19 protein-coding genes and 1 tRNA gene are annotated in these 21,794 nt (G+C 75.0%); 10 read left to right on the top strand and 10 right to left on the bottom strand.

The genetic code is table 11. The annotated features are described in order from the left end of the window. Position 1 precedes the first annotated feature (1 nt). The 3 genes from E4P43_RS04015 to E4P43_RS04005 all read right to left on the bottom strand — a co-directional run bounded on the left by E4P43_RS04015 (position 2) and on the right by E4P43_RS04005 (position 5,084). Positions 2 to 2,683 (bottom strand): ATP-binding protein, encoded by a 2,682-nt coding sequence (locus E4P43_RS04015; protein WP_135144135.1) that lies wholly within the window; start codon positions 2,681 to 2,683, stop codon positions 2 to 4. Positions 2,684 to 2,749: 66 nt separating this feature from the next. Continuing rightward, positions 2,750 to 3,862: a phosphoserine transaminase gene (gene serC / locus E4P43_RS04010; protein ID WP_135144134.1), complete on the bottom strand. Its 1,113-nt coding sequence runs from the start codon at positions 3,860 to 3,862 to the stop codon at positions 2,750 to 2,752. Between the two features lie 97 nt (positions 3,863 to 3,959). Continuing rightward, entirely contained in the window at positions 3,960 to 5,084 is a 1,125-nt protein-coding gene (locus tag E4P43_RS04005; RefSeq protein ID WP_135144133.1) for a citrate synthase 2, read from the bottom strand. A gap of 125 nt (positions 5,085 to 5,209) precedes the next feature. On the opposite strand from E4P43_RS04005, the gene pdxH reads away from it, so the two are divergent. Together pdxH and E4P43_RS03995 are read left to right on the top strand one after the other, a co-directional pair. Continuing rightward, positions 5,210 to 5,866 (top strand): pyridoxamine 5'-phosphate oxidase, encoded by a 657-nt coding sequence (pdxH, locus tag E4P43_RS04000; RefSeq protein WP_245158923.1) that lies wholly within the window; start codon positions 5,210 to 5,212, stop codon positions 5,864 to 5,866. Continuing rightward, positions 5,863 to 7,182, top strand: coding sequence for an MFS transporter (locus E4P43_RS03995; protein WP_135144132.1), 1,320 nt, complete (start codon positions 5,863 to 5,865; stop codon positions 7,180 to 7,182). The genes pdxH and E4P43_RS03995 overlap by 4 nt, the downstream gene beginning before the upstream one ends. A 91-nt stretch (positions 7,183 to 7,273) precedes the next feature. Here E4P43_RS03995 and E4P43_RS03990 read toward each other — a convergent pair whose 3' ends face one another. Next, complete coding sequence (locus E4P43_RS03990; RefSeq protein ID WP_135144131.1) at positions 7,274 to 7,942, bottom strand: UdgX family uracil-DNA binding protein; 669 nt, start codon at positions 7,940 to 7,942, stop codon at positions 7,274 to 7,276. A 120-nt stretch (positions 7,943 to 8,062) separates the two neighbouring features. Here E4P43_RS03990 and E4P43_RS03985 point away from each other — a divergent pair, with 120 nt between their 5' ends. The 6 genes from E4P43_RS03985 (at position 8,063) to E4P43_RS03960 (ending at position 16,120) form a co-directional block, all read left to right on the top strand. Next, positions 8,063 to 8,983 (top strand): ATP-binding cassette domain-containing protein, encoded by a 921-nt coding sequence (locus tag E4P43_RS03985; RefSeq protein WP_135144130.1) that lies wholly within the window; start codon positions 8,063 to 8,065, stop codon positions 8,981 to 8,983. Continuing rightward, a complete protein-coding gene (locus E4P43_RS03980; RefSeq protein WP_135144129.1) occupies positions 8,980 to 10,167 on the top strand; it encodes an ABC transporter permease in 1,188 nt (395 codons plus the stop codon). Before E4P43_RS03985 ends, E4P43_RS03980 begins: the two co-directional genes overlap by 4 nt. A 29-nt stretch (positions 10,168 to 10,196) precedes the next feature. Beyond that, positions 10,197 to 11,177: a TIGR03557 family F420-dependent LLM class oxidoreductase gene (locus tag E4P43_RS03975; protein WP_135144128.1), complete on the top strand. Its 981-nt coding sequence runs from the start codon at positions 10,197 to 10,199 to the stop codon at positions 11,175 to 11,177. Between the two features lie 115 nt (positions 11,178 to 11,292). Beyond that, the gene (locus tag E4P43_RS03970) at positions 11,293 to 12,153 is read left to right on the top strand and encodes a tetratricopeptide repeat protein (RefSeq protein WP_135144127.1); all 861 of its coding nucleotides are present in this window, start codon (positions 11,293 to 11,295) and stop codon (positions 12,151 to 12,153) included. 60 nt (positions 12,154 to 12,213) lie between these two features. Beyond that, on the top strand, positions 12,214 to 15,021 hold the full coding sequence (gene ppc / locus E4P43_RS03965) for a phosphoenolpyruvate carboxylase (RefSeq protein ID WP_135144126.1): 2,808 nt from the start codon (positions 12,214 to 12,216) through the stop codon (positions 15,019 to 15,021). Then, positions 15,014 to 16,120, top strand: a complete 1,107-nt coding sequence (locus E4P43_RS03960) for an inositol monophosphatase family protein (RefSeq protein ID WP_135144125.1) — start codon at positions 15,014 to 15,016, stop codon at positions 16,118 to 16,120. The genes ppc and E4P43_RS03960 overlap by 8 nt, the downstream gene beginning before the upstream one ends. Before the next feature lie 5 nt (positions 16,121 to 16,125). Here the strand turns inward: E4P43_RS03960 and E4P43_RS03955 are convergent, their stop codons facing one another. Continuing rightward, positions 16,126 to 17,271, bottom strand: coding sequence for a PLP-dependent aminotransferase family protein (locus tag E4P43_RS03955; protein ID WP_209313715.1), 1,146 nt, complete (start codon positions 17,269 to 17,271; stop codon positions 16,126 to 16,128). A 33-nt stretch (positions 17,272 to 17,304) separates the two neighbouring features. Next, complete coding sequence (locus E4P43_RS03950; RefSeq protein WP_209313714.1) at positions 17,305 to 18,708, bottom strand: NADP oxidoreductase; 1,404 nt, start codon at positions 18,706 to 18,708, stop codon at positions 17,305 to 17,307. 80 nt (positions 18,709 to 18,788) lie between these two features. On the opposite strand from E4P43_RS03950, the gene E4P43_RS03945 reads away from it, so the two are divergent. Continuing rightward, entirely contained in the window at positions 18,789 to 19,097 is a 309-nt protein-coding gene (locus E4P43_RS03945; RefSeq protein WP_135144123.1) for a putative quinol monooxygenase, read from the top strand. Here E4P43_RS03945 and E4P43_RS03940 read toward each other — a convergent pair. From E4P43_RS03940 to E4P43_RS03930, 3 genes are read right to left on the bottom strand one after another with little or no spacing between them, the layout of a single operon-like run. Further along, positions 19,094 to 19,927 (bottom strand): hypothetical protein, encoded by an 834-nt coding sequence (locus E4P43_RS03940; RefSeq protein WP_209313713.1) that lies wholly within the window; start codon positions 19,925 to 19,927, stop codon positions 19,094 to 19,096. The two genes, E4P43_RS03945 and E4P43_RS03940, sit on opposite strands and share 4 nt — an antisense overlap. 43 nt (positions 19,928 to 19,970) lie before the next feature. After that, positions 19,971 to 20,780, bottom strand: a complete 810-nt coding sequence (locus tag E4P43_RS03935; protein ID WP_135144122.1) for a DNA-formamidopyrimidine glycosylase family protein — start codon at positions 20,778 to 20,780, stop codon at positions 19,971 to 19,973. Between the two features lie 35 nt (positions 20,781 to 20,815). Further along, positions 20,816 to 21,136: a GNAT family N-acetyltransferase gene (locus E4P43_RS03930; protein WP_135144121.1), complete on the bottom strand. Its 321-nt coding sequence runs from the start codon at positions 21,134 to 21,136 to the stop codon at positions 20,816 to 20,818. A 187-nt stretch (positions 21,137 to 21,323) separates the two neighbouring features. Here E4P43_RS03930 and E4P43_RS03925 point away from each other — a divergent pair. After that, a tRNA-Arg gene (locus E4P43_RS03925) sits at positions 21,324 to 21,396 on the top strand. A 24-nt stretch (positions 21,397 to 21,420) separates the two neighbouring features. Here the strand turns inward: E4P43_RS03925 and E4P43_RS03920 are convergent. Further along, complete coding sequence (locus E4P43_RS03920; RefSeq protein WP_135144120.1) at positions 21,421 to 21,774, bottom strand: MmcQ/YjbR family DNA-binding protein; 354 nt, start codon at positions 21,772 to 21,774, stop codon at positions 21,421 to 21,423. Between the last annotated feature and the right edge of the window lie 20 nt (positions 21,775 to 21,794).

Here is a 21,794-nt window from a genome sequence, read left to right as displayed (position 1 = left end):
GTCAGCCCGTCGCGCGGCTGCGCAGCCGCGGGGAGGTGATCCGGACCAGCGTGCCCTCCGGGCTGGGGGTCGCGGTGACGTCGGCGAAGGCGCTCATCAGCGTCGAGCCGCGGCCGCGGTCCATGCTCGGCACCCGCTCCCGCCACTGGCCGTGGTCCCGCACGGTGATCTCCACCGAGTCGTCGGTGACCGAGGCGGCCACCTCCACCACCGGCTCGGTCGGGTCCTGGGCGTGCTCGACCGCGTTGCTCGCCGCCTCGCAGGCAGCCAGCAGGAGGTCGTAGGCCTGGTCGTCGTCCACGCCCGCCTCGTGCAGCAGGGCGCGCAGCCGGCGGCGGACCACGGGGATCGACGAGGGCTCCGACGGCAGCCGCCACTCCGCCCGGTGACCGCCGTCCCCGAGGCCCGGCGCGGCCGCCGGTGCCGGCGCCTCGTGGGCGACCACCGGTACGGGCGGCAGCGGCGGGAGGGGCAGGGGTGCGGTCTCCCGCGGCTCGGCGGGGGCCGGCTCGGCGGGGGTGCGGGCGCGGCCGGCCGCCCGCTCCAGCGCGATGCGCACGCGGGCGAGCAGCTCAGCGGCCTGGAACGGCTTGGCGAGGTAGTCGTCGGCCCCGGCCTCGAGGCCCTCGACCGAGGCCTCCTGGCCGGCGCGGGCGGTCAGCATGATGACCGGGACGTGGCGGGTCGCGGGGTCGGCGCGCAGCGCCCGCAGCAGCTCGAAACCGTCCACCCGCGGCATCATCACGTCGGTCAGCACCAGGTCGGGGACCTGCTCCGCGGCGGCGGCCAGCGCCTCCTCGCCGTTGGCGGTGGTGCGGACCTGCCAGTGCGGGCCGAGCAGCCGGGCGAGGTAGGCGCGCATGTCGGCGTTGTCGTCGACGACCAGGACCGTGCCGCCCTCGCGCGGTGCGGACCCGGTGTCCTGCGGCCGGGTGGTGTCGTCCTCCCAGCTCGCTGCCTCCCCGCGCGCGGCCTCCGAGGGGGTCGCGACGGGTGCGGCCGGCTCGGCGTCGGGCTCGCCGTAGGGGAGCGTGACGGCGAACGTGCTGCCCCGGCCCGGCTCGCTGCTGACCGCGACGGTCCCGCCGTGCAGCGCGGCGAGCTCCTGCACCATGGCCAGGCCGATGCCCGACCCCTCGCGGGTGCGCGCGGTGGCGCCGGCGACGCGGTGGAACCGCTGGAAGAGCTGCGGCAGCTCCTCGGCCACGATGCCCACGCCGGTGTCGGCGACGGCGAGCGTGAAGCCGTCCCCGGTGTCGCGCAGGGTGACGTCGATGCCGCCCACGAACGTGTACTTCATGGCGTTGGCCATGAGGTTGACGACGATCTTCTCCCACATGCGGGCGTCGACGAAGGCCGGCCGCGCCAGGGGCGGGCAGTCGACGGTCAGCCGCAGCCCCGCACGCTCGGCGGCCGCGCGGAAGATGCCGGCCAGCTCCGCGGTGAAGGTGGCGACGTCGGTGCGCACGCGGACCGGCGTCGCCCGGCCGGCCTCGATGCTGGCGAAGTCGAGCAGGTCGTTGACCAGGCGCTGCAGCCGCCGGCCGTTGCGCAGGGCCAGCCCGAGCTGCTCGCGGACCTCGGCGCCCAGCGGGTGGGCGTCGTCGCCGAGGACGTCGCCGATGGGGCCGAGGAGCAGGGTGAGCGGCGTGCGCAGCTCGTGGCTCACGTCGGAGAAGAACGTGGTCTTCGCCCGGTCCAGCTCCGCCAGCGACTCCGCGCGCAGCCGCTCGGTCTCGAACGCGCGGATGTTGGCGACGGCCCCGGCGAACTGCCCGGCCATGAGCTCGTGGAACGCGGCGTACTCCGCGTCCAGCGCGCGGTTGGGCGACTTCCCGACGACCAGCAGGCCGACCGGCTCGGCCTCGCGGCTCGTGCGCAGCGGCAGGACCACGGACTCCGTGACGCGGTCGCCGAACGGTCCGCCGGTGACGCCGAGCGACGCCACCGCCGGGAGCGCGGTGGCGCCGTCGGCCAGCTCGTCCGGCAGCAGCGCGGCGTCCACGCCGGTGGTCGCGGTCCGGGCGTAGCCGCCGGTGTCGGTGGAGAGGTAGACGGCGGCGAACGGGACGTCGAGCGCGTCGCCGGCCAGCGCCGCGCACATGGCGGTGACCGTCTCCCGCTCGTCGCCGAGCTGCCCGCCGACCGTGGCGAGGTCGTGCAGCAGCTGCTGCCGGCGCGAGGCGAGCAGCTCGCCGGTGACCTCGGTGCAGACGGCGTGCATGCCGGCGACCCGGCCGTCGTCCCCGAAGGCGGGGGCGTGGGAGACGGTGAAGTAGGTCTCCTCGCGGTAGCCGGCGCGCTCCAGGAGCAGCAGGAGGCCCGGCAGCCAGGAGGCGTCCAGGGTCTCCATGGCGTGCTCGATCGGCGGCCCGAGGGCGTCCCAACCCTCGGCCAGGGTCTGCCGGATGTCCTGCCCGATGGCGGGGTGCTTGGCGCCGATCAGCGGGGCGTAGGAGTCGTTGTAGAACTGCGTGAACTCCGGTCCCCAGGTGAGCACCATGGGGAACTTGGAGACCAGCACCGTGCGGACGGCGAAGCGCAGGTTCGCGGGCCAGGCCTCGACCGGCCCGACCGGCGTGCTCGCCCAGTCGAAGGCCGCCATGAGCCGGCCCGCCTCACCGCCCGCGGCGAACAGGTCGCCACCGGGAGGTCCCGAGGGGTCACCGGGGCCCACGCTCACCTCCCACCGATCCACTGGACGTCACGAAGTCTCCTGCGGCCCGCCGGGGCGGGCGGGCGCCGGTCCCTACAGGCGCTCGACCACGTGGTCGATGCAGGCGGTCAGCGCGCTGACGTCGTCGGGGTCGACGGCGGGGAACATGCCGACGCGCAGCTGGTTGCGGCCGAGCTTGCGGTAGGGCTCGACGTCGACGATGCCGTTGGCGCGCAGCGTGCTGGCCAGCGCGGCGGCGTCCACCGAGTCGGCGAAGTCGATCGTGCCCACCACGTAGCTGCGGTGGTCGGGGTCGGCCACGAACGGGGTGGCGTAGCCGGACCTCTCCGCCCAGCCGTAGAGCCGGCTGGAGGACTCGCGGGTGCGGGCGACGGCGCCGGAGAGCCCGCCGAGTCCGAGCATCCACCGGACCTGGTCGGCCAGGAGGAACAGCGTCGCCACGGCCGGGGTGTTGTAGGTCTGGTCCTTGGTGGAGTTGTCCACGGCGATGGACAGGTCCAGGAAGCCGGGGATCCAGCGGCCCGACGCCTTGATCTCGGCGACCCGCTCCAGCGCGTCGGCCGACATGAGGGCGACCCACAGGCCGCCGTCGGCGGCGAAGGACTTCTGCGGCGCGAAGTAGTAGACGTCGGTCTGCGAGACGTCGACGGGCAGGCCGCCGGCGCCGGAGGTGGCGTCGATGAGGACCAGCGCGTCCTCGGTGCCGGAGGGTCGCGCGACCGGGGCCATGACGCCGGTCGAGGTCTCGTTGTGCGCCCAGGCGTAGGCGTCGACGCCCTCGGTGGCGGTCGGCAGGGCCAGGGAGCCGGGCTCGGCCTTGACGACGACCGGGTCGCCCAGGAACGGGGCCTCCTTGGCGCCGGAGGCGAACTTGGCGGAGAACTCGCCGTAGGTGCCGAACGCGGCGCGGTCCCGGATGAGGCCGATGAGCGCCGCGTCCCAGAACGCCGTCGTCCCGCCGTTGCCCAGCACGACCTCGTAGCCGTCGGGCAGGTCGAAGAGCTGGGCGAGGCCCTCGCGCACCTGCTTGACCAGGTTCTTGACCGGGGCCTGCCGGTGGGAGGTGCCCATGATCGCCGCGCCGTCGCCGGCCAGCGCCCGCAGCGCCTCCGGCCGCACCTTGGACGGCCCGCACCCGAACCGGCCGTCGGCGGGCAGGAGCTCGGCGGGGATCGTGATGCTCATCCGTGGGATGCCTTCCGGGGAGGGGTCGGGCGGGCGGCCGATGGCGACGGCCCGAACCGCGGTGCGGGTCCGGGCCGTCGTCGTCAGCGACCGGGGGTCATGCAGGCTGGGTGGTGGCCTTGGTCTTGATGGTGTCCCAGCCCTCGACGTCCTCGGGCTTGCGGGAGTCGGGGCCGACGTAGCGGGCCGACGGGCGCACGAGGCGACCGGTCTCCTTCTGCTCGAGGATGTGCGCGCACCAGCCGGCGGTGCGGGCGCAGGTGAACATCGAGGTGAACATGTGGCTCGGGACCTCGGCGAAGTCGAGGACGATGGCCGCCCAGAACTCGACGTTGGTCTCGACCGGGCGGTCGGGACGCCGCTCGCGCAGCTCCTTGAGCGCCGCCTGCTCCAGGGCGCGGGCCGCCTCGAAGCGGGGGGCGCCGAGCTCCTCCGCCGAGCGCCGCAGCACGCGGGCGCGCGGGTCCTCGGCGCGGTAGACGCGGTGACCGAAGCCCATCAACCGCTCCTTGCGGTCGAGGAGGTCCTTGACGTACTTCTCGGCGTCGCCGGTCTTCTCGACCTCGTCGAGCATGTGCAGCACGCGGGAGGGGGCGCCGCCGTGCAGCGGGCCGGACATCGCACCGATCGCGCCGGACATGGCGGCGGCGACGTCGGCACCGGTGGAGGCGATGACGCGGGCGGTGAACGTGGAGGCGTTCATGCCGTGCTCAGCGGCCGACGTCCAGTAGGCGTCGACGGCGGCGACGTGGCGGGGGTCGGGCTCGCCGCGCCAGCGGACCATGAAGCGCTCGACGATCGTGGCGGCCTCGTCGACCCGCTTCTGCGGGACGGCGGGGGTGCCGATGCCGCGGGCGGACTGCGCGACGTAGGACAGGGCCATCACCGCGGCACGGGCCAGCTGGTCGCGGGCCTCCTCGCTGGTGATGTCCAGCAGCGGGCGGTAGCCCCAGAAGGGCGCGAGCATCGCCAGCGCGGCCTGCACGTCGACGCGGACGTCGCCGCTGTGCACCGGGATCGGGAACGGCTCGGCCGGCGGGAGGCCCGGGCCGAACTTGCCGTCGACCAGCAGCGCCCAGACGTTGCCGAAGGTGACCTTGCCGACCAGGTCCTCGATGTCGACCCCGCGGTAGCGCAGGGCGCCGCCGTCCTTGTCGGGTTCGGCGATCTCTGTCTCGAAGGCGATGATGCCTTCCAGGCCGGGTACGAAGTCGTCGGCCATCTCGCATGCTCCTCTGCGCGCGGGACCACGTGCGCCCTGGAGGGGCGCGCGATTGCCTGCCGACCCTAGGCCGTCGGTGGCTGCCCGGCACACGGGGGGCCACACCGCGGTGTCAGCATGGTCGTGTGCCTGACCTGCCGGACCTCGCCCGCATGCGCCGCGACTACGACGCCGGCCGCTTCACCGAGGCGGACCTCGCGCCCACCTGGCTGGAGCAGTTCGACCGCTGGTTCGGCGACGCCGTGGCCGCCGAGCTGCCCGAGCCGAACGCGGTCGTGGTGGCGACCGCGGACGCCGACGGGGCGCCGGACGCGCGCATCGTGCTGATGAAGGGGTACGACGCGGCCGGCGTCGTCTTCGGCACCAGCTACGCCTCGGCCAAGGGCGCGCAGCTGGCGGTCAACCCCCGGGCGGCGCTGGTCTTCCCCTGGCACGCGATGCAGCGGCAGGTGCGCATCACCGGCCGCGTCGAGCGGGTCGGCGACGCCGCCTCCGACGGCCTGTGGGACCCGCGGCCGCGCGGTGCCCAGGTGGCCGCGGCGGCGTCGGTGCAGTCGACCGTCGTCGACTCGCGCGAGGAGCTGCGGGAGCGGGTGCGGCTGCTGGACGAGCAGACGCCCGAGGGGAGGCTGCCGCGGCCGGCGACGTGGGGCGGGTACCGCGTGGTGCCCGAGCGCGTCGAGTTCTGGCAGGGCGGGGGCGACCGGCTCCACGACCGGCTGCGGTTCCTCAGGGACGACGCCGAGGGCGGGGGCTGGGTCGTCCAGCGGCTCGCCCCGTGAGCGAGCCGGTCGACGCCGAGCAGGCCGGCCGGGGCGTCGAGGAGCCGGTGCCCGAGCCGGTGCGCAGGCGCCGCGGCCTGGCACTGGACACCACGCCGCTGCAGATCCCCGCCTACCGCCGCATGTTCGGTGGCCTGGCGGCCACGATGGTCGGCCAGCAGATGACGCTGGTCGCCGTCCCGTTCCAGGTCTACGAGCTGACCGGGCGCTCGCTGTTCGTCGGGATCACCTCGGTGGTCGCGCTGGTGCCGCTGGTCGTGTTCGGCCTGCTCGGCGGTGCCATCGCCGACGTCATGGACCGGCGCAAGCTGATGCTGGTCACCTCCACCGGTGCCGCCGTCACCAGCGCGCTGCTCGCCGTCCAGGCGCTGCTCCCCGGGGGCGGGAACCTGGCGCTGCTGTGGGTGCTGACCGCCTTCGTGTCCGGCTTCTCGGCGGTCAACCAGCCGGCGCGCAGCGCCGCCATCCCGGCGCTCGTCGGCACCGAGCTGGTGCCCGCGGCGAACGCCCTGGCCATGACCGTCCGGCAGGCCGGCGTGATCGCCGGGCCGCTGCTCGCCGGCGTGCTGATCAGCCAGGGCGAGCTGTTCCTGACCTACGTGGTCGACGCGCTGGGCTTCCTCGTCGCGGCGCTGCTGCTGCGCGGCCTGCCCTCCCTCCCGCCGGGCGGGCGCGTGGTGAAGCTGAGGCTGGGTGCGGCCGTGCGTGGCGTGGGGGAGGGCTTCACCTTCCTGCGCACGCAGCCGGTGCTGCTCATGACCTTCGTCGTCGACATCATCGCGATGCTCTTCGCCTGGCCGAACGCGGTCTTCCCGGAGCTGCAGGACACCCGGTTCGCCGGCTCGCCCAACGCGCTGGGCTGGCTGTTCGCCGGCGTCTCGATCGGGGCGCTGGTGATGGGGCTGACCTCGGGCTGGGTCTCGCGGATCGACCGGCAGGGCGCGGCGGTGCTCGGCGCGATCGTCGTCTGGGGCGTGGCCACGGTCGGCTTCGGCCTGGCGCAGTCGCTGTGGCTGGCCGTGCTCTTCCTCGCCATCGCCGGCGCCGGCGACATGGTGAGCGCGGTGCTGCGCTCGTCGATGCTGCAGCTGGCCGCGCCGGACGAGATGCGCGGCCGGATGCAGGGCGTGTTCATCGTCGTCGTGGCCGGGGGCCCGCGGCTGGGCGACCTGCGCGCCGGCGCGCTGGCCAGCGCGGCGGGCGTGACCGCGGCGATGGTGTCCGGCGGGGTCGTCGTGGTGGTCGCGATGGCCGCCGTCGCCCTGCTGGTGCCGTCCTTCTGGCTGTTCCGCGCGTCCCGCTCCACGGTGGGCTGAGGCCGGGCGCGCAGCGATGTGCACCTGCGGCGCCATCCGGGTCCCGGAACCCGCCGCAGGCGCACATCGCGCGGCCTCGTTGGCGTCGGTCTCAGGCGAGGGCGTGCGCGACCACCGAGAGGTCCGCGACCAGGGCGGCGTAGGCGGCGTCGCGGGCCTCGTCCGGGGTGCGCAGGATCGCCGAGGGGTGCGTGGTCGCGAGGATCCAGGTCTGGTGCGGGGCGTCCTCGTCGTCGTCCTCCGTGGGCGCGGGGGTGCCCGGCGGCGTCCACGGCATCAGCCGCCCGTGGTCCTGGGTGATCCGGAACGACGGCGAGATCAGCGACTTCGCCGCCGTCGCCCCCAGGGCCACCACCACCTCCGGCTGCAGGATCGTCAGCTCCGCGTCCAGCCACGGGCGGCAGGCGCGCAGGTGCTCCGGCCGCGGCGTCTGGTGGATGCGCCGCTTGCCCTTCACGGTGTGCGAGAAGTGCTTCACCGAGTTGGTGATGTAGCTGTCCCGCCGCTCGATGCCCGCCTCGGCGAGCGCCTTGTCCAGCAGCCGGCCGGCCGGGCCGACGAACGGCTCGCCCTTCCGGTCCTCCTGGTCACCGGGCTGCTCGCCGACGAACACCACCCGCGCCGTCCCGGGCCCGTCGCCGAAGACCGTCTGGGTGGTGTCCTGCCACAGCTCGCAGGCCCGGCACCCGGCCGCGGCGGCGCGCAGCCCCTCGAGACCGACACCGGGAGGCGGCTGGGCCACGCCGTTGCGCTCGCTCATGGGGCGATGAGACCGCAGGTCGTCGGGGACCGCCACGGCACGCCGGGGGCAGCGGGTCGCCGGTGAGGTCGTGAGCTTCGCTACGGTTCGCCGCGGACGGGGACGACGGCAGGAGGACAGGTGCTCGAGTTCGACGGGCTCCGCAAGAGCTTCGGCGCGAACCAGGTGCTCGACGGCGTGAGCTTCGCCGTCCGGCCCGGCTCGATGTTCGGCTTCTGCGGTTCCAACGGTGCCGGCAAGACGACGACGATGCGCATCGCGATGGGCCTGGCCCGTGCCGAGGCGGGCGAGGTCCGCTGGCACGGCCGGCCGCTGGACCAGCAGGTGCGCCGGCGGATCGGCTACATGCCGGAGGAGCGCGGCCTGTACCCGAAGATGAAGGTCGGCGAGCAGATCACCTACTTCGCCCGCCTGCACGGCATGGACGCCGGCGCGGCCGGTCGCGCCTCGGCCGAGTGGACCGAGCGCCTGGGCCTGGGCGCCCGGCGGGGCGACGCCGTCGAGAAGCTGTCGCTGGGCAACCAGCAGCGGGTGCAGCTGGCCGCGGCGCTGGTGAGCCGGCCGGAGGTGCTGATCCTCGACGAGCCGTTCTCCGGCCTGGACCCCGTCGGCGTCGACTCGCTCGCCGAGGCGCTGCTGGGCCAGGTCCGCGAGGGCGTGCCCGTGGTCTTCTCCAGCCACCAGCTGGACCTCGTCGAGCGGCTGTGCGACTCCGTCGGCATCCTCGCCCGCGGCCGGATCGTCGCCGCCGGCACCGTCGAGGAGCTGCGCGCGGCCGAGTCGGGCCGCCTGCTGCGGGTCGTGGTGCCGGAGGCGCCGCCCGGCTGGGCCGGAGGGGTGCCCGGTGCCCGCGTGGTCTCCGAGCAGGCCGGCGACACCCTGCTGGAGCTCGCGCCCGGCACCGACGACCAGGCGGTCCTGGCGGCCGCGCTGCGGACCGGCCGGGTCACCCACTTCGCCTGGCGCGAGCCCACGCTCGTGGAGCTGTTCCGCGGCGCCGTCGCCGACCCGCGCACCGAGGACGCGGAGGTGGCGGCATGACCCCCGAGAAGACCCCGGGCAGCACCGAGCTGGTCCGGCTGGTCGCCGGCCGGGAGATCTCCACCCGCCTGCGCGACCGCAACTTCATCATCAGCCTGGTCGTCACCGTCCTGCTGCTGGTCGGCCTCATGGGCTTCCAGGTCGCCGTGAGCTCCGGCGGTGACGAGGGGCGCCTGGGCGTCGTCGGGGACGCCACGCAGATCGGCCCGGCCATCGTGGCCCAGGGCGAGGCCGCCGGCGTCGACGTGACCGTCGTCGAGCTGGACGACGAGGCCGCCGCCCGGCAGGCGGTCGAGGACGAGGACGTCGACGGCGCCCTGCTGGACGCCGACGGGTCCCAGCCGCAGCTGCTGGTGCAGGAGCGCGACTCGACGATGGAGGCGGTCGTCAACGGCGCGGTGAGCGGCGTGGCGATCAGCTCCCAGCTCGCCGCGGCCGGGGTGGAGGTCACCGAGGTCCCGCAGGTGGAGGTCACCTCGCTGGAGGGCGACGACGGCAACGAGCAGGAGCGCGTCCTCACCGCGATCATCGCCATCTCGCTGCTCTACGGCCTGCTCATCATGTTCGGCCAGTTCGTCGCGCAGGGCGTCGTCGAGGAGAAGGCGAGCCGGGTGGTCGAGCTGCTGCTGGCCACCATGCGGCCGTGGCAGCTGCTCGCCGGGAAGATCATCGGGCTCGGTGTCCTCGGCCTGGCGCAGATCGTGCTCATCGGCGCGATCAGCATCGTCGGGGCGCTCGCCTTCGACGTCGTCGACGTGCCCGGCGACCTGATCAGCACCGTCGTCTCGGCGATCCTCTGGTTCGTCTTCGGCTACGCCCTCTACGCCTCGCTCTTCGCCGTCGCCGCCTCGCTGGTGAGCCGGCAGGAGGACCTCGGCAGCGTGCTGACGCCGACCATGCTCGCGCTCATCGTCGGCTTCTTCATCGCCATCCAGGGCGCGACCGACCCCAGCAGCACGCTGGCCGTCGTCACGTCCTACATCCCGGGCCTCTCGCCGCTGGTCATGCCGGTCCGGCAGGCCGCCGGAGACGTGGCGCTGTGGGAGGTCGCGCTCGCCGTCGTCCTGATGCTGGTGGCGATCGTCGCCGCGGTCCGCATCGGTGGCCGGGTCTACGCCGGCGCGCTGCTGCGCACCGGCGGCCGGACCAAGCTGCGGGAGGCGCTCGCCGCGGAGCGCGCGTAGCGGGCGGGAGCGCCGGGTAGCCGCGCGGCATGTCGATGCAGCTGGGCTACACGATGATGACCGAGCAGGCCGGGCCGAGGGACCTCGTGCGGCACGTGGTGGGAGCCGAGGAGGTCGGCTTCGACTTCGCCGTCAGCAGCGACCACTACTTCCCGTGGCTGGACGAGATGGGCCACTCGCCCAACGCCTGGGTCACCCTGGGCGCGGTGGCGCAGGCGACCAGCCGGATCCCGCTGATGACGTACGTGACCTGCCCGAGCTTCCGGTACCACCCGGCGATCGTCGCCCAGCAGGCCGCGACGCTGCAGATCCTGTCCGAGGGCCGCTTCACCCTCGGCCTGGGCGCGGGGGAGAACCTCAACGAGCACGTGGTCGGCGCCGGGTGGCCGCCGGCGGACGTCCGCCACGAGATGGTGGTCGAGGCCATCCAGATCATCCGCGAGCTGTTCGACGGCGACGGGTACACGAACTTCCGCGGCCAGCACTTCGACGTCGAGTCGGCCAAGCTCTGGGACCTGCCGGAGAAGCGGGTGCCGATCGGCTTCGCCGCCGGTGGCAAGCAGGCGGCGAGGATCGCCGGCGAGCTGGCCGACGTCCTGGTCGCCACCGACCCGATGAGCGAGCTGGTGGAGGCGTTCGAGTCCGCGGGCGGCGCCGGCAAGCCCAAGGTCGCGCAGATGCCGATCAGCTACGGCACGGACAAGGCAGCCGCCGTCACCCGGGCGCACAGCCTGTTCCGCTGGTTCGGCCTGGGCTGGAAGGTCAACGCGGAGCTGCCCGGGACGGCGGCCTTCGACTCGGCCAGCTCCTTCGTCCGCGAGGAGGACGTCGAGAGCTCGATCCCGTGCGGCGACGACGTCGGCGCGGTCATCGACGCGGCCCGCGAGTACGCCGACGCCGGCTTCACCCACCTGGCCCTCGTCCAGATCGGCGGGGACCAGCAGGAGCCCTACCTGGAGTGGGTCCGGACCTCGCTCCTGCCGGCCTGGCGTGAGGCGTTCGGCAGCTGACCGCCGCCCCGGGGCAGCTGATCGGGTGACCGATCGGCCCCGGGGCGATCCCTTGGGGTGAGGTGGGGCCGCGCAGGGGCGCGGAACCGGCTCCGCCGCCACGATCATCGTCGGCATGACCGAGGACCTCGACGCGCGCTTGCGGCGGCTGCTCGCCTCCGACGACGCCGACGCGCTGATCGACCTCGGCTGCGACCTGGCCGACGCCGGCCGGCAGGCCGACGCCGAGGCCTGCTTCCGCCGCGCCTTCGAGCTGGGCGACACCGTCGCCGCGTTCAACCTCGGCAACGCGCTGGCCGCCCAGAACCGCTGGGAGGAGGCGGTCGACGCCTACGAGGTCGCGCTGCGCGGCGGCGAGGCCGACGCCTGGCGGAACCTCGGGCTGGTGCTGGAGGACCTCGGCGACCTGGCCGGGGCCATGCGCGCCTACCGGGGCGCCGCCGCCGCGGGCGACCTGGAGGGCGGCCTGCAGCTGGCCTTCCTGCTCCGCGAGCAGGGCGAGCGCGAGCACGCCATGGCGGTGGCCGAGGAGTTCGCCGCCGCCGGTGACGAGGAGGCCAAGGCCGTCGTCGCCTGCTGGCGCTGGTGCTCCACCCTCGACCCCTCCCTGGAGGAGGACCTGCGTGCCGGGCAGCACCACTTCCCGGCCGCCCGCGCCGACCTCGCCCACCTGCTGCGGGAGACCGGCCGCTCGGCCGAGGCCCGCTCGGTGCTGGAGCGCGGGGCGAAGCTCGGCGAGCAGGTGGCCTGGCTGCCGCTGGGCAACCTCTACCGCGAGGAGCTGGGCGACGAGGAGGCGGCCGAGGAGGCCTACCGCAGCGGCATCGCCGCGGGGGACACCTACTGCCACCAGAACCTCGGCGTGCTGCTGGCCGACCGCGGCGACCTCGAGGGCGCCGTCGAGCAGTTCCGGCTGGGGGCCGAGTCCGGTGACTCCCTCGCCGCGCAGTGCCTGCGGGAGCTCGAGCGCGAGTAGGACCAGCCCGGCGGGCAGCTCTGACATGTACCCGTCATCTGCGTCCCTGATACTCGGGCCGTGTCCGAAGCCACGGTCGACGTCGCCGATCTCCGCCACCACGCCGGCGAGGGGGGCGACGACGGCCGCGCCGACGAGCTCCCGCTGCGCGAGGACATCCGGCTCCTGGGGCGGGTCCTCGGCGAGGTGATCGGCGAGCAGGCCGGTGCCGACGTCCTCGAGCTGGTCGAGTCCACCCGCGTGGAGGCCTTCCGCATCCGCCGCTCCGAGGTCGACCGGGTCGAGCTGGCGCGGCGGCTGGCCGGCCTCGACGTCCGCTCCGCCAACCACCTGATCCGCGCGTTCAGCCACTTCTCGCTGCTGGCCAACCTCGCCGAGGACATCCACCACGAGCGCCGCCGCCGGCACCACCGCCGGGCGGGTTCCCCGCCGCAGCAGGGCTCGCTGGCGGCCACCTTCGCGCTGCTGGACCAGAAGGAGCTCAGCGCCGACGACGTGGCCCGGGAGCTGGCCGGCGCCCTGGTCTGCCCGGTGGTCACCGCCCACCCGACGGAGGTCCGCCGCAAGACGGTCTTCCAGGTCCAGCGCCAGGTCACCGAGCTGATCCGGCAGCGGGACCGCGCGGGCGACGGCGACGTGGACGAGGTGTGGTCGGCGCAGCTGTGGCGCTCGGTGCTCACCCTCTGGCAGACGGCGCTGCTGCGGCTGTCCCGGCTGCGGCTGCAGGACGAGATCGACGAGGCGCTGCGCTACTACGAGCTGTCGCTGTTCGACGTCGTCCCGGCCATCAACGCCGAGCTGCGTCGCGCGCTGGAGGAGCGGTGGCCGGGCGCGGGCCTGCTGCGCCGGCCGATGCTGCTGCCGGGCTCCTGGATCGGCGGCGACCGCGACGGCAACCCGTTCGTCACCGCCGAGGCGCTGCGCCGCGCCACCACCCGGCAGGCCGAGACGGCGCTGGCCCACCACCTCGCCGAGCTGGCCGCGCTCCGCAGCGAGCTGTCGATGTCCGACCGGCTGGTCACGCCCACGCCGCAGCTCTACTCGCTGGCCGAGGCCTCGCGCGACGACTCCCCGTTCCGCGCCGACGAGCCCTACCGCCGCGCGCTGACCGGCATCTCCGCGCGGCTGCAGGCCACCGCGCGGCGCGTGCTCGGCTCGGTCCCCGGGGAGGCCGAGCAGGTGCCGTCGCTGCCGGCGTACGACGGTCCCGACGAGCTGCGCGCCGACCTCGACGTCATCGACGCGTCGCTGCGCAGCCACGGCGCCGGCTCGCTGGCCGACGACCGCCTGCTGCGGCTGCGCGAGGCCGTGGAGGTGTTCGGCTTCCACCTCTGCGGGCTGGACCTGCGGCAGAACTCCGGCGTGCACGAGCAGGTGGTCGGGGAGCTGCTGGCCTGGGCCGGCGTGTGCGAGGACTACACGGCGCTGGACGAGGCGGCCCGGGTCGAGCTGCTGGCGGGGGAGCTGACGCTGCGCCGGCCGCTGGTCCGCCCCGACGCCCAGCTGTCGGAGGAGACCCGCAAGGAGCTCGACGTCCTCGTCGCGGCCGCCCAGCAGGTGGCGCTGCTCGGCACCCGGACGATCCCGAACTACGTCATCAGCATGTGCGCGTCGGTGAGCGACGTCCTGGAGGTCGCCGTCCTGCTCAAGGAGGTGGGGCTGCTCGACCCGGCGGGTGCCGACGGCCCCACCTGCCCGGTCGGGATCTCCCCGCTGTTCGAGACGATCGACGACCTGAAGGCGGCCGCCACCACGCTCGGCGCGGTGCTGGACCAGCCGCTCTACCGGGCGCTGCTGGCCAACCGCGGCGACGTGCAGGAGGTCATGCTCGGCTACTCCGACAGCAACAAGGACGGCGGCTACCTCGCCGCCAACTGGGCGCTGTACCGGGCCGAGCTGGACCTGGTGGAGCTGGCCCGGGCCGAAGGGGTGCGGCTGCGGCTGTTCCACGGTCGCGGCGGCACCGTCGGGCGCGGCGGCGGCCCCAGCTACGAGGCGATCCGGGCCCAGCCGCCCGGCGCGGTGGCCGGGGCGCTGCGGATCACCGAGCAGGGCGAGGTCATCGCGGCCAAGTACGCCGACCCCGACCTCGCGCGGCGGAACCTGGAGGCGCTGGTCGCCGCGACCCTGGAGTCCACGCTGCTCGACGTCGAGGGGCTCGGCGACGACGCCGACGAGGCGTACGCGGTGCTGGACGACCTGGCCGCCCGGGCCCAGCGCGCCTACCGCGAGCTGGTGCACGAGACGCCGGGCTTCGTCGAGTGGTTCCGCGCGGCGACCCCCATCGGCGAGCTGGCGGAGCTGAACATCGGCAGCCGGCCGCCCTCGCGCAAGAAGGGCGACTCCATCGCCGACCTGCGGGCGATCCCCTGGATGTTCAGCTGGTCGCAGACGCGGATCATGCTGCCCGGCTGGTACGGGACCGGCTCCGCGCTGGAGGAGTGGGTGGGCGGCTCCGAGGAGCGGCTGGAGCGGCTGCGCGACCTGCACCGGCGGTGGCCGTTCTTCCGCACGGTGCTCTCGAACATGGGCATGGTGCTGGCCAAGACCGACCTGGGGCTGGCCGCCCGCTACGCCGAGCTCGTCCCCGACGAGGAGCTGCGGGCGCGGGTCTTCGACCGGATCACCGCCGAGCACGAGCGGACCTGCCGCATGGCGCGGGCCGTCACCGGCGAGGAGCAGCTGCTCGCCGACAACCCGTCGCTGGCCCGGTCGATCCGCAACCGGTTCCCCTACCTGGAGCCGCTGCACCACCTGCAGGTGGAGATGCTGCGGCGCCGCCGGGGCGGCGAGGACGACGAGCTGACCGGCCGGAACATCCAGCTGACGATCAACGGCATCGCGACCGCGCTGCGCAACAGTGGCTGAGCGCTGGTTCCTGCGCCGGCGCGCGGAGTCCGACACCGACCTGCGGGTGGCCGTCAGCGGGGCCGACGTCCGGACGGCGGCGCTCGCGCTCGGCATGCCCCCCGAGGCGCTGGCGCCGGCGGTGCACGACCCGCGGCTGCGCGTGCTCCTGGGTGACGGCCAGGCGGCGCTGGTCCGCCGGCAGTGGCACCCCGACGGGTTCGCCGAGGCCGTGGTGCTGCGCCGCTCCGGGGTGCCGCTGGAGCACCCCGCGGTGCGGGCGCTGGCGGCCGGCTGGGGGTGCGAGCGGGTGCGGCACGGCAGCACCGACCGCTGGCGGGAGGTGCCCGGGCCCGGGGAGGGCTGCTCCCTGGCCGACCGGTTCCGGCACCTCGCGGCGCTGGCCGCCAGCCGGGTGGAGATCGCCGTCGGCCTCGCCCGCGACAGCGGCGAGGAGCGGACCAAGGACGACGGCAGCCCGGTGCTCGCCGCGGACGAGGCGGCGCACGCCGCGGCGGTGGCGGTGCTGGCCGGCCTCGGGGTCACCGTGCTGAGCGAGGAGCGCAGCGACAGCCCGGTCGGCGAGGGGCAGCCGTGGGTGGTCCTCGACCCGCTGGACGGCACCGGCAACTTCTCGGCCGGGCTGCCGCCGTGGGCGTTCTCCGCGGCGCTGGTGCGCGACGGCATACCGGTCGCCGGGCTGGTCGCCGACCTCGCCTCCGGGCGGCGCTGGACCGGGGTGCACGGCATCGGCGCCGAGCGGGACGGCGTGCCGATCGCGCCGCGGCCCGGCAGCACCGTCGTCGTCCCGAGCGGCCCGTCGGGGCGGACCGTCGCTGTCCCCTCGACGGCGCGGCGGGTGCGGGTCACCGGCTGCACGGCCGTCGACCTGTGCCTGGTGGCCGACGGCGCGGCCGCCGCCTGGCACGACCTCGACCGCAGCGGCACCCACGTGCACGACGTCGCCGGCGGGCTCGCCGTGCTGCTGGCGGCGGGCGGCGCCGCGCTCGACGCCGAGGGCCGCCCGCTGCGCCTGGAGCCGGACACCGAGGGGCTGATCCGGTTCGTCGCCGCGTCCTCGGAGGCGGCGGCGCGCGAGCTGCGGGCCGCGCTGGCCTGAGCCGGTCAGCCCTGCGCGGCCGCCACGGCCGCGGCCAGCCGGCGCACGCCCTCCTCGATGTCGGCGGCCTGCACGCCCGAGAAGGCGAGCCGGAAGGCGTTCTCGCCGCCGTCGAGCAGGAAGTCGGTGCCGGGGACGATCGCCACGCCGCGGCGCGTGGCCTCCTGGGCGATCCGCCGCACGTCGTGCCCCTCGCCGGCCGGCAGCTCGACCCAGAGGAAGTAGCCGCCGTCGGGACGGCGGAAGCTCGCCTGCGGCAGGTGCTCGCGCAGGGCGACGTCGAGCAGCCCGACGCGCTCGGCCAGCGCCGAGCGCACCCGCTCCAGGGCCGCGGGGAAGCGCGTGCCGCGGACGTACTGGTTGACGGTGCCCTGCGCGACCATGTTCGGCGCGATGTAGGTGTTGGTGGCCCGGACGCGGATCCGCTCGACGAGGGCGGGCGGCCCGACCAGGTAGCCCACGCGGATGCCCGGGCACACGGTCTTGGAGAACGACGAGGCGTAGACGACCGAGGTGCTGGCGGCCCCGCCGTCGAGCTCGAGCAGGCGGGGGAGCGGCTCGCCGCTGAACCGCACGTCGACGTAGGGGTCGTCCTCGAACACGACGAAGCCGTGCTCGCGGGCCAGCTCCAGCAGCTGGTGCCGCTTCTCCAGCGACAGCGTGTAGCCGGCCGGGTTCTGGAAGTTCGGGATGACGTGCGCCAGTGCCGGGCGGACGCCGCTGCGCAGCAGTGCCTCGACCTCGTCGAGGTCGATCCCGTCCTCCTGCAGCGTGACCAGGTGCAGGTCGGCGCCGCGCTGCTTGAGCCCGAGCAGCGTCCGGTCGTAGGTGGGCCGCTCGGTGACCACCGCGGCGCCGGGGGTGGCCAGCTCGTCGAAGAGGAAGGCGTCGGCCTGCATCGAGCCGTTGGTGACCAGGACGTGGTCCTCGGGCACGCCGTGCTTCTCCGCGATCCACCGGCGCAGCGGGACGTAGCCGACCGCCGTCCCGTAGCCGGTCATCCCGGCCGGGTCGGTGTCGAAGGCGGCGACCGCCGCCTCCTTGAGCCCCTCGACGTCGACGATGTCGGTCGAGGGGGCGCCGCGCGCGAAGGAGATCGGGGGCGCGGCGGGAGCCGTCTCGGGGGTCTGCTGGGCCGTGGGACCGGTCACGGCGTCGAGTCTGCCGTACGCGCGGGGTCCGGGTCAGCCCGCCCGGGCGGCCGCCCGCACCGCGGCCAGCAGCGACTCCCGCTCGTGCAGCGTGGTCCGGGCCCGTCCCCTGGTCGCGCCGAGCGCCTGCTCGGCCGCGTCTATCGCCCGCCAGTCCTCCAGCAGCACCGGCTCGGCGCCGCGGGACTGCAGCGTGCGCACGAGGTCGTCGACCGGCCCGCGGACGCGCAGCGTGCCGTCCGCGGCGTCGGCGAGCAGCCCGGCGACCGTCTCGCGGGCGTCGTGCTTGTTGTGCCCGACGACGCCGGTCGGGCCGCGCTTGATCCACCCGGCCACGTACTCGCCGGGGGAGGGGCGGCCGTCGCGCAGCACGCGCCCGGCCTCGTGCGGGACCGTGCCCGACCGCTCGTCGACCGGGAGCCCGGGCAGCGGGGTGCCCCGGTAGCCGACCGAGCGCACCACCAGGTCGGCCGGGACCACCTCCAGCTCGCCGGTGCCGACCGCGCGGCCGTCGCCGTCGACGGCGGTGCGCTCGACCTCGACCCCGGTGACCCGGTCCTCGCCGAGCAGCCGCACCGGCCGGCGGTAGAAGCGCAGGCGCATCCGCACGTGCCCCGGCTCCGGCCGGTGCCCCGACCACTCCCGCAGCACCGCGAGGTTGCGGGCGACGTTGCGGTCGGCGGCGGCCCGCTCCTCGGACGCCGGGTCCAGCTCGAGCTCGGCCGGGTCGACCAGGACCGTGGCGCGGGCCAGCTCGCCGAGCTCGCGCAGCTCCTGGGTGGTGAAGGTGGCCTGCGCCGGGCCGCGGCGGCCGAGGACGGTGACCTCCTCGACCGGCGCCGCGGCGAGCGCGTCCAGCACCTGCTGGGGCATGTCGGTCGGCTCGAGCTCCTCGGGGGCCCGGGCGAGCACCCGGCCGACGTCGAGGGCCACGTTCCCGACCCCGATGACCACCACGGAGCGGACGCCGGCCAGCGCCGCCTCGACGCCGGCGCGGTCGGCGTCGGGGTGCCCGCAGTACCAGGAGACGACGTCGGTGGCGGCCAGGCTGCCGGGCAGGTCCTCGCCCTCGATCCCCAGGTGCCGGTCGAGCGCGGCGCCGTAGGTGTAGACGACGGCGTCGACGTGCCGGCGCAGCTCGTCGAGGGAGATGTCCGTGCCCACCTCGACGTTGCCGACGAACCGCACCAGGGGGTGGTCGAGGCTGCGGTGCAGGGTGTCGCGGATGGCCCGCATCCGCGGGTGGTCGGGGGCGATGCCGTGCCGGACCAGCCCGAACGGCGTCGGCAGCCGGTCGATCAGGTCGACGGCGACGGGGACGGCGCTCTGCCGGGTGAGGGCGTCGGCGGCGAAGATGCCCGCCGGACCGGCGCCGACGACCGCCACGCGCAGCGGGTGCTCGGCCGACGGGGGAGCGGGAACACCATCGTCGGCCACGACTGGCATCCTGACCCGGCCGGGGCCGGTCCACCAGGGCTGGCGTCCGGGAGATCCGTCCCCGTCGCCCAGGAGGCCCCGTGTCCGTCGTCGTCATCGCCACCATCACCCCGCGCCCGGACGCCGTGGACGCCGTCCGGGAGGCGGTGCTGGCCGCCGTCCCGCAGGTGCACGCCGAGCCCGGCTGCGAGCGCTACGCCCTGCACGAGGGCGAGGGGTTCTTCGTGATGGTCGAGCGCTGGGAGAGCGTCGAGGCGCTGCGCGTGCACGGCAAGGCCGAGGCGCTGACGAACCTCGGCGCCGCGATCGGCGACAAGCTGGCCGCCCCGCTGGACGTCCGCTACCTGGAGGCGATCCCCGCCGGCGACCCGGCGAAGGGCGCCATCTAGCGGCAGGCGAGGTCGAGGTCGAGGTCGTCCGGCACGTACTGGGCGAGCTCGACCCGGCCGGCCGGCACCAGCGCCGCGGTGCGGCAGGCGGCCACGGCCCCGCCGAGGTCGGTGGCGCCGGCCAGCCAGCTGGGCAGCCCGACCAGCGGGCTCTCCGCCGGGACGTCGCCGACGATGCGCCCCCACTGGTAGCCGGTCGAGTAGACGCCGACCCGGCCGTCCTGCTCGTCGAGGTACTCGGTCATCCCCTCGAGGGTGGCCCGGTTGCGGGCGCGGGCGTCGGCCGAGCCGCCCTGCCAGGTGTTCATGGTCTCGACGTCGAGCCACCAGGTGTAGCGCGCCGGCTGGCTGTCCAGCCGGGCGGCGCGGGCGGCGGGCCGGAAGAAGGACTCGACGCTGGTGCGGGCCCGCTCCCAGCCGTACTGCCACGAGCAGGCCATCGAGTTGGCGCCGTCGCAGCGGCCGTAGGGGGTGCTGCCGGAGCTGGGCCAGGTGGTCACCTGGCCGCGCAGCTCACCGGGGTTGGCGGTGTTCAGGTAGAGCTGGACCCGCGGCTGCCCGGGCACGGTGCCGGTGGACCGGGCGGCCCAGCCCAGCTGCTCGGACAGGCACGGGTTGGTGCGGGTGGCCAGCCCGCCGTTGACCCCGACGACGGCGAAGGCGCCCGGCGGGGGCAGCTCGGTGCCGCACTGCGGGTGCGAGACGTCGTAGCCCACCGTGCTCAGCGGTCCCGCGGTCTCCTCGGGTGCCGCCGCGGCGGTGCCCGGGCCGCCGAGCGCGACCACCGCCGCCGCGAGAACGCTGACGACCCCCCGTGATGCCAGTCTCATCGGCGGCGAACGTACACGCTCCGGCTGGGCGTCCGCCGGGGGCTCAGACCGCCTGGCAGACGGGGCACCAGTAGAGGTTGCGGCCCACCAGGACCTGGGTCTGCACCTCGGTGCCGCAGATCCGGCAGGGCAGCCCGGTGCGGCGGTAGACGTAGTGCGCGTCCGCCTGCTCCACCGGTCCGCGCTTCCTCGTCCGGTCCTCGCGGCGGGTGGTGATGATCCGGCCCGCCTTGACGCCGTCCTTCATCAGGGCGACGAGGTCGGACCACATGCGGCCCCACAGCTCGGCGTCGACCTGCCGGCCGGGGCGGAACGGCGAGACGCCGTGCCGGAAGAGCAGCTCGGCCCGGTACACGTTGCCCACGCCGGCCAGCACCGACTGGTCCATGAGCAGCGCGCCGACCGCGGTGCGGCTGCCGGCGATCCGCCGGTGGGCGACCGTGCCGTCGGCGCGGGGGCGCAGCGGGTCGGGACCGAGCCGGTCGAGGATCCGGTCCACCTCCGGGGTGCTCAGCACCTCGCACGCGGTGGGGCCGCGCAGGTCGGTCCAGACGCCGGCCCCGTCGGGACCGTCGGCCTCCCAGCGCATGCGCAGGGCACCCTTCGCCGGCGGCGGGCTGCCCGTGCCGGTCGTGTACGTGCCGTACAGCCCGAGGTGGACGTGCAGGTGGTCACCGCCGAAGCGGGCGAACAGGTGCTTGCCGTAGGAGAAGACCTCGTCGAGCACCCGCCCGTCGAGCAGTGCGGCGCCGGCCTCGAACCGGCCCTGCGGGCTGGTGACGTGCACGGTCCGGCCGGCGAACAGCTGGGTCTGCTCCCGCGCCAGGCGGTACAGGGCGTGGCCCTCGGGCATCCGCGCAGCCTAGGCGGCGGCCCGGGCGCCCGCGCTCAGCGGTCGGCGGTCTCCAGGCCGAAGTGCGGCCGGTCCTCGGCGGCGACGAGGACGACGTCCTCCGGGTGCTGCTGGATGTAGTGGCGGATGAAGGAGCAGTAGGGGAGGACCGTCAGCCCGCGCTCGCGCGCCGCGGAGAGGACGCCGGCGACGAGCGTCGTCCCGATGCCCTTGCCGCCCATGCTGGGGTCGACCTCCGTGTGCGGGAGCGTCATGGAGCTGCCCTCGACGTGATAGCTGGCCAGCCCGACCACGCGCTCGCCGACCCGCACCTCGAAACGCCCCTTCTCGGGGACGTCCACCACCGTGGTGTCCATCGATCCTCGTCCACCCTTTCCGTCGTCTCCGGCGCCGTTGCCGGAGCGGGACGTACGCACACGAACGGTAACCCCTGGCGTTCCGTCCGCACCCTCATCCGTCCGACGCGTCGGGTGCGCCAGAGGTTCCCCGGCGCCGCCCGCTAGCCTCTCGTCGAAGGTCCGGCGTGGGGGTTGCCACGCCGCGGCCCCCGTAGCTCAGGGGATAGAGCATCGGTTTCCTAAACCGTGTGTCGCAGGTTCGAATCCTGCCGGGGGCACCCAGCGGTCGCGGCCGTCGCCGGTCAGGGGCGCCTCGAGCGGGGCAGCCCCGCGACGACGAGCTCGTAGGAGTTGGCCACCAGCTCCTCCACGAGGTCGGCCGTGACCCCTCTGCCCCCGCGGATGGTCAGCCAGTGCCGCTTGTTCATGTGGTAGCCGGGGACGATCTCCGCGTGGCGCTGCTGCAGCGCCGTGCTGTGCTCCGGCTCGCACTTGAGCGTGACGACCGGCTCCCCGGGGACCTCGGTCGCGAGCAGGAACACCTTGCCGGCGACCTTGAACACCTCCCAGTCGGGGCCGAACGGGTGCTCGTGCGTCGCCGCGGGCAGGTCCGCGGCGGCTGCCATGGCGGTCTCGAGCAGCGTTGCGCCGTCCATGCCGGCCATCCTTCCTCGTG

Source organism: Blastococcus sp. TF02A-35 (assembly GCF_004571075.1).
In the GTDB taxonomy this organism is placed as follows: domain Bacteria; phylum Actinomycetota; class Actinomycetes; order Mycobacteriales; family Geodermatophilaceae; genus Blastococcus.
The sequence above is the reverse complement of the archived record's forward strand: the minus strand, read 5'-3'. Positions and strand labels throughout refer to the sequence as shown.

Excerpts from the sequence above, each read along its gene's own strand:
- serC (WP_135144134.1), bottom strand. The coding sequence starts at position 3,862 with ATGAGCATCACGATCCCCGCCGAGCTCCTGCCCGCCGACGGCCGGTTC.
- E4P43_RS04005 (WP_135144133.1), bottom strand. The coding sequence starts at position 5,084 with ATGGCCGACGACTTCGTACCCGGCCTGGAAGGCATCATCGCCTTCGAG.
- E4P43_RS03990 (WP_135144131.1), bottom strand. The coding sequence starts at position 7,942 with ATGAGCGAGCGCAACGGCGTGGCCCAGCCGCCTCCCGGTGTCGGTCTC.
- E4P43_RS03980 (WP_135144129.1), top strand. The coding sequence starts at position 8,980 with ATGACCCCCGAGAAGACCCCGGGCAGCACCGAGCTGGTCCGGCTGGTC.
- E4P43_RS03975 (WP_135144128.1), top strand. The coding sequence starts at position 10,197 with ATGTCGATGCAGCTGGGCTACACGATGATGACCGAGCAGGCCGGGCCG.
- E4P43_RS03970 (WP_135144127.1), top strand. The coding sequence starts at position 11,293 with ATGACCGAGGACCTCGACGCGCGCTTGCGGCGGCTGCTCGCCTCCGAC.
- E4P43_RS03940 (WP_209313713.1), bottom strand. The coding sequence starts at position 19,927 with ATGAGACTGGCATCACGGGGGGTCGTCAGCGTTCTCGCGGCGGCGGTG.
- E4P43_RS03935 (WP_135144122.1), bottom strand. The coding sequence starts at position 20,780 with ATGCCCGAGGGCCACGCCCTGTACCGCCTGGCGCGGGAGCAGACCCAG.
- E4P43_RS03930 (WP_135144121.1), bottom strand. The coding sequence starts at position 21,136 with ATGGACACCACGGTGGTGGACGTCCCCGAGAAGGGGCGTTTCGAGGTG.
- E4P43_RS03920 (WP_135144120.1), bottom strand. The coding sequence starts at position 21,774 with ATGGACGGCGCAACGCTGCTCGAGACCGCCATGGCAGCCGCCGCGGAC.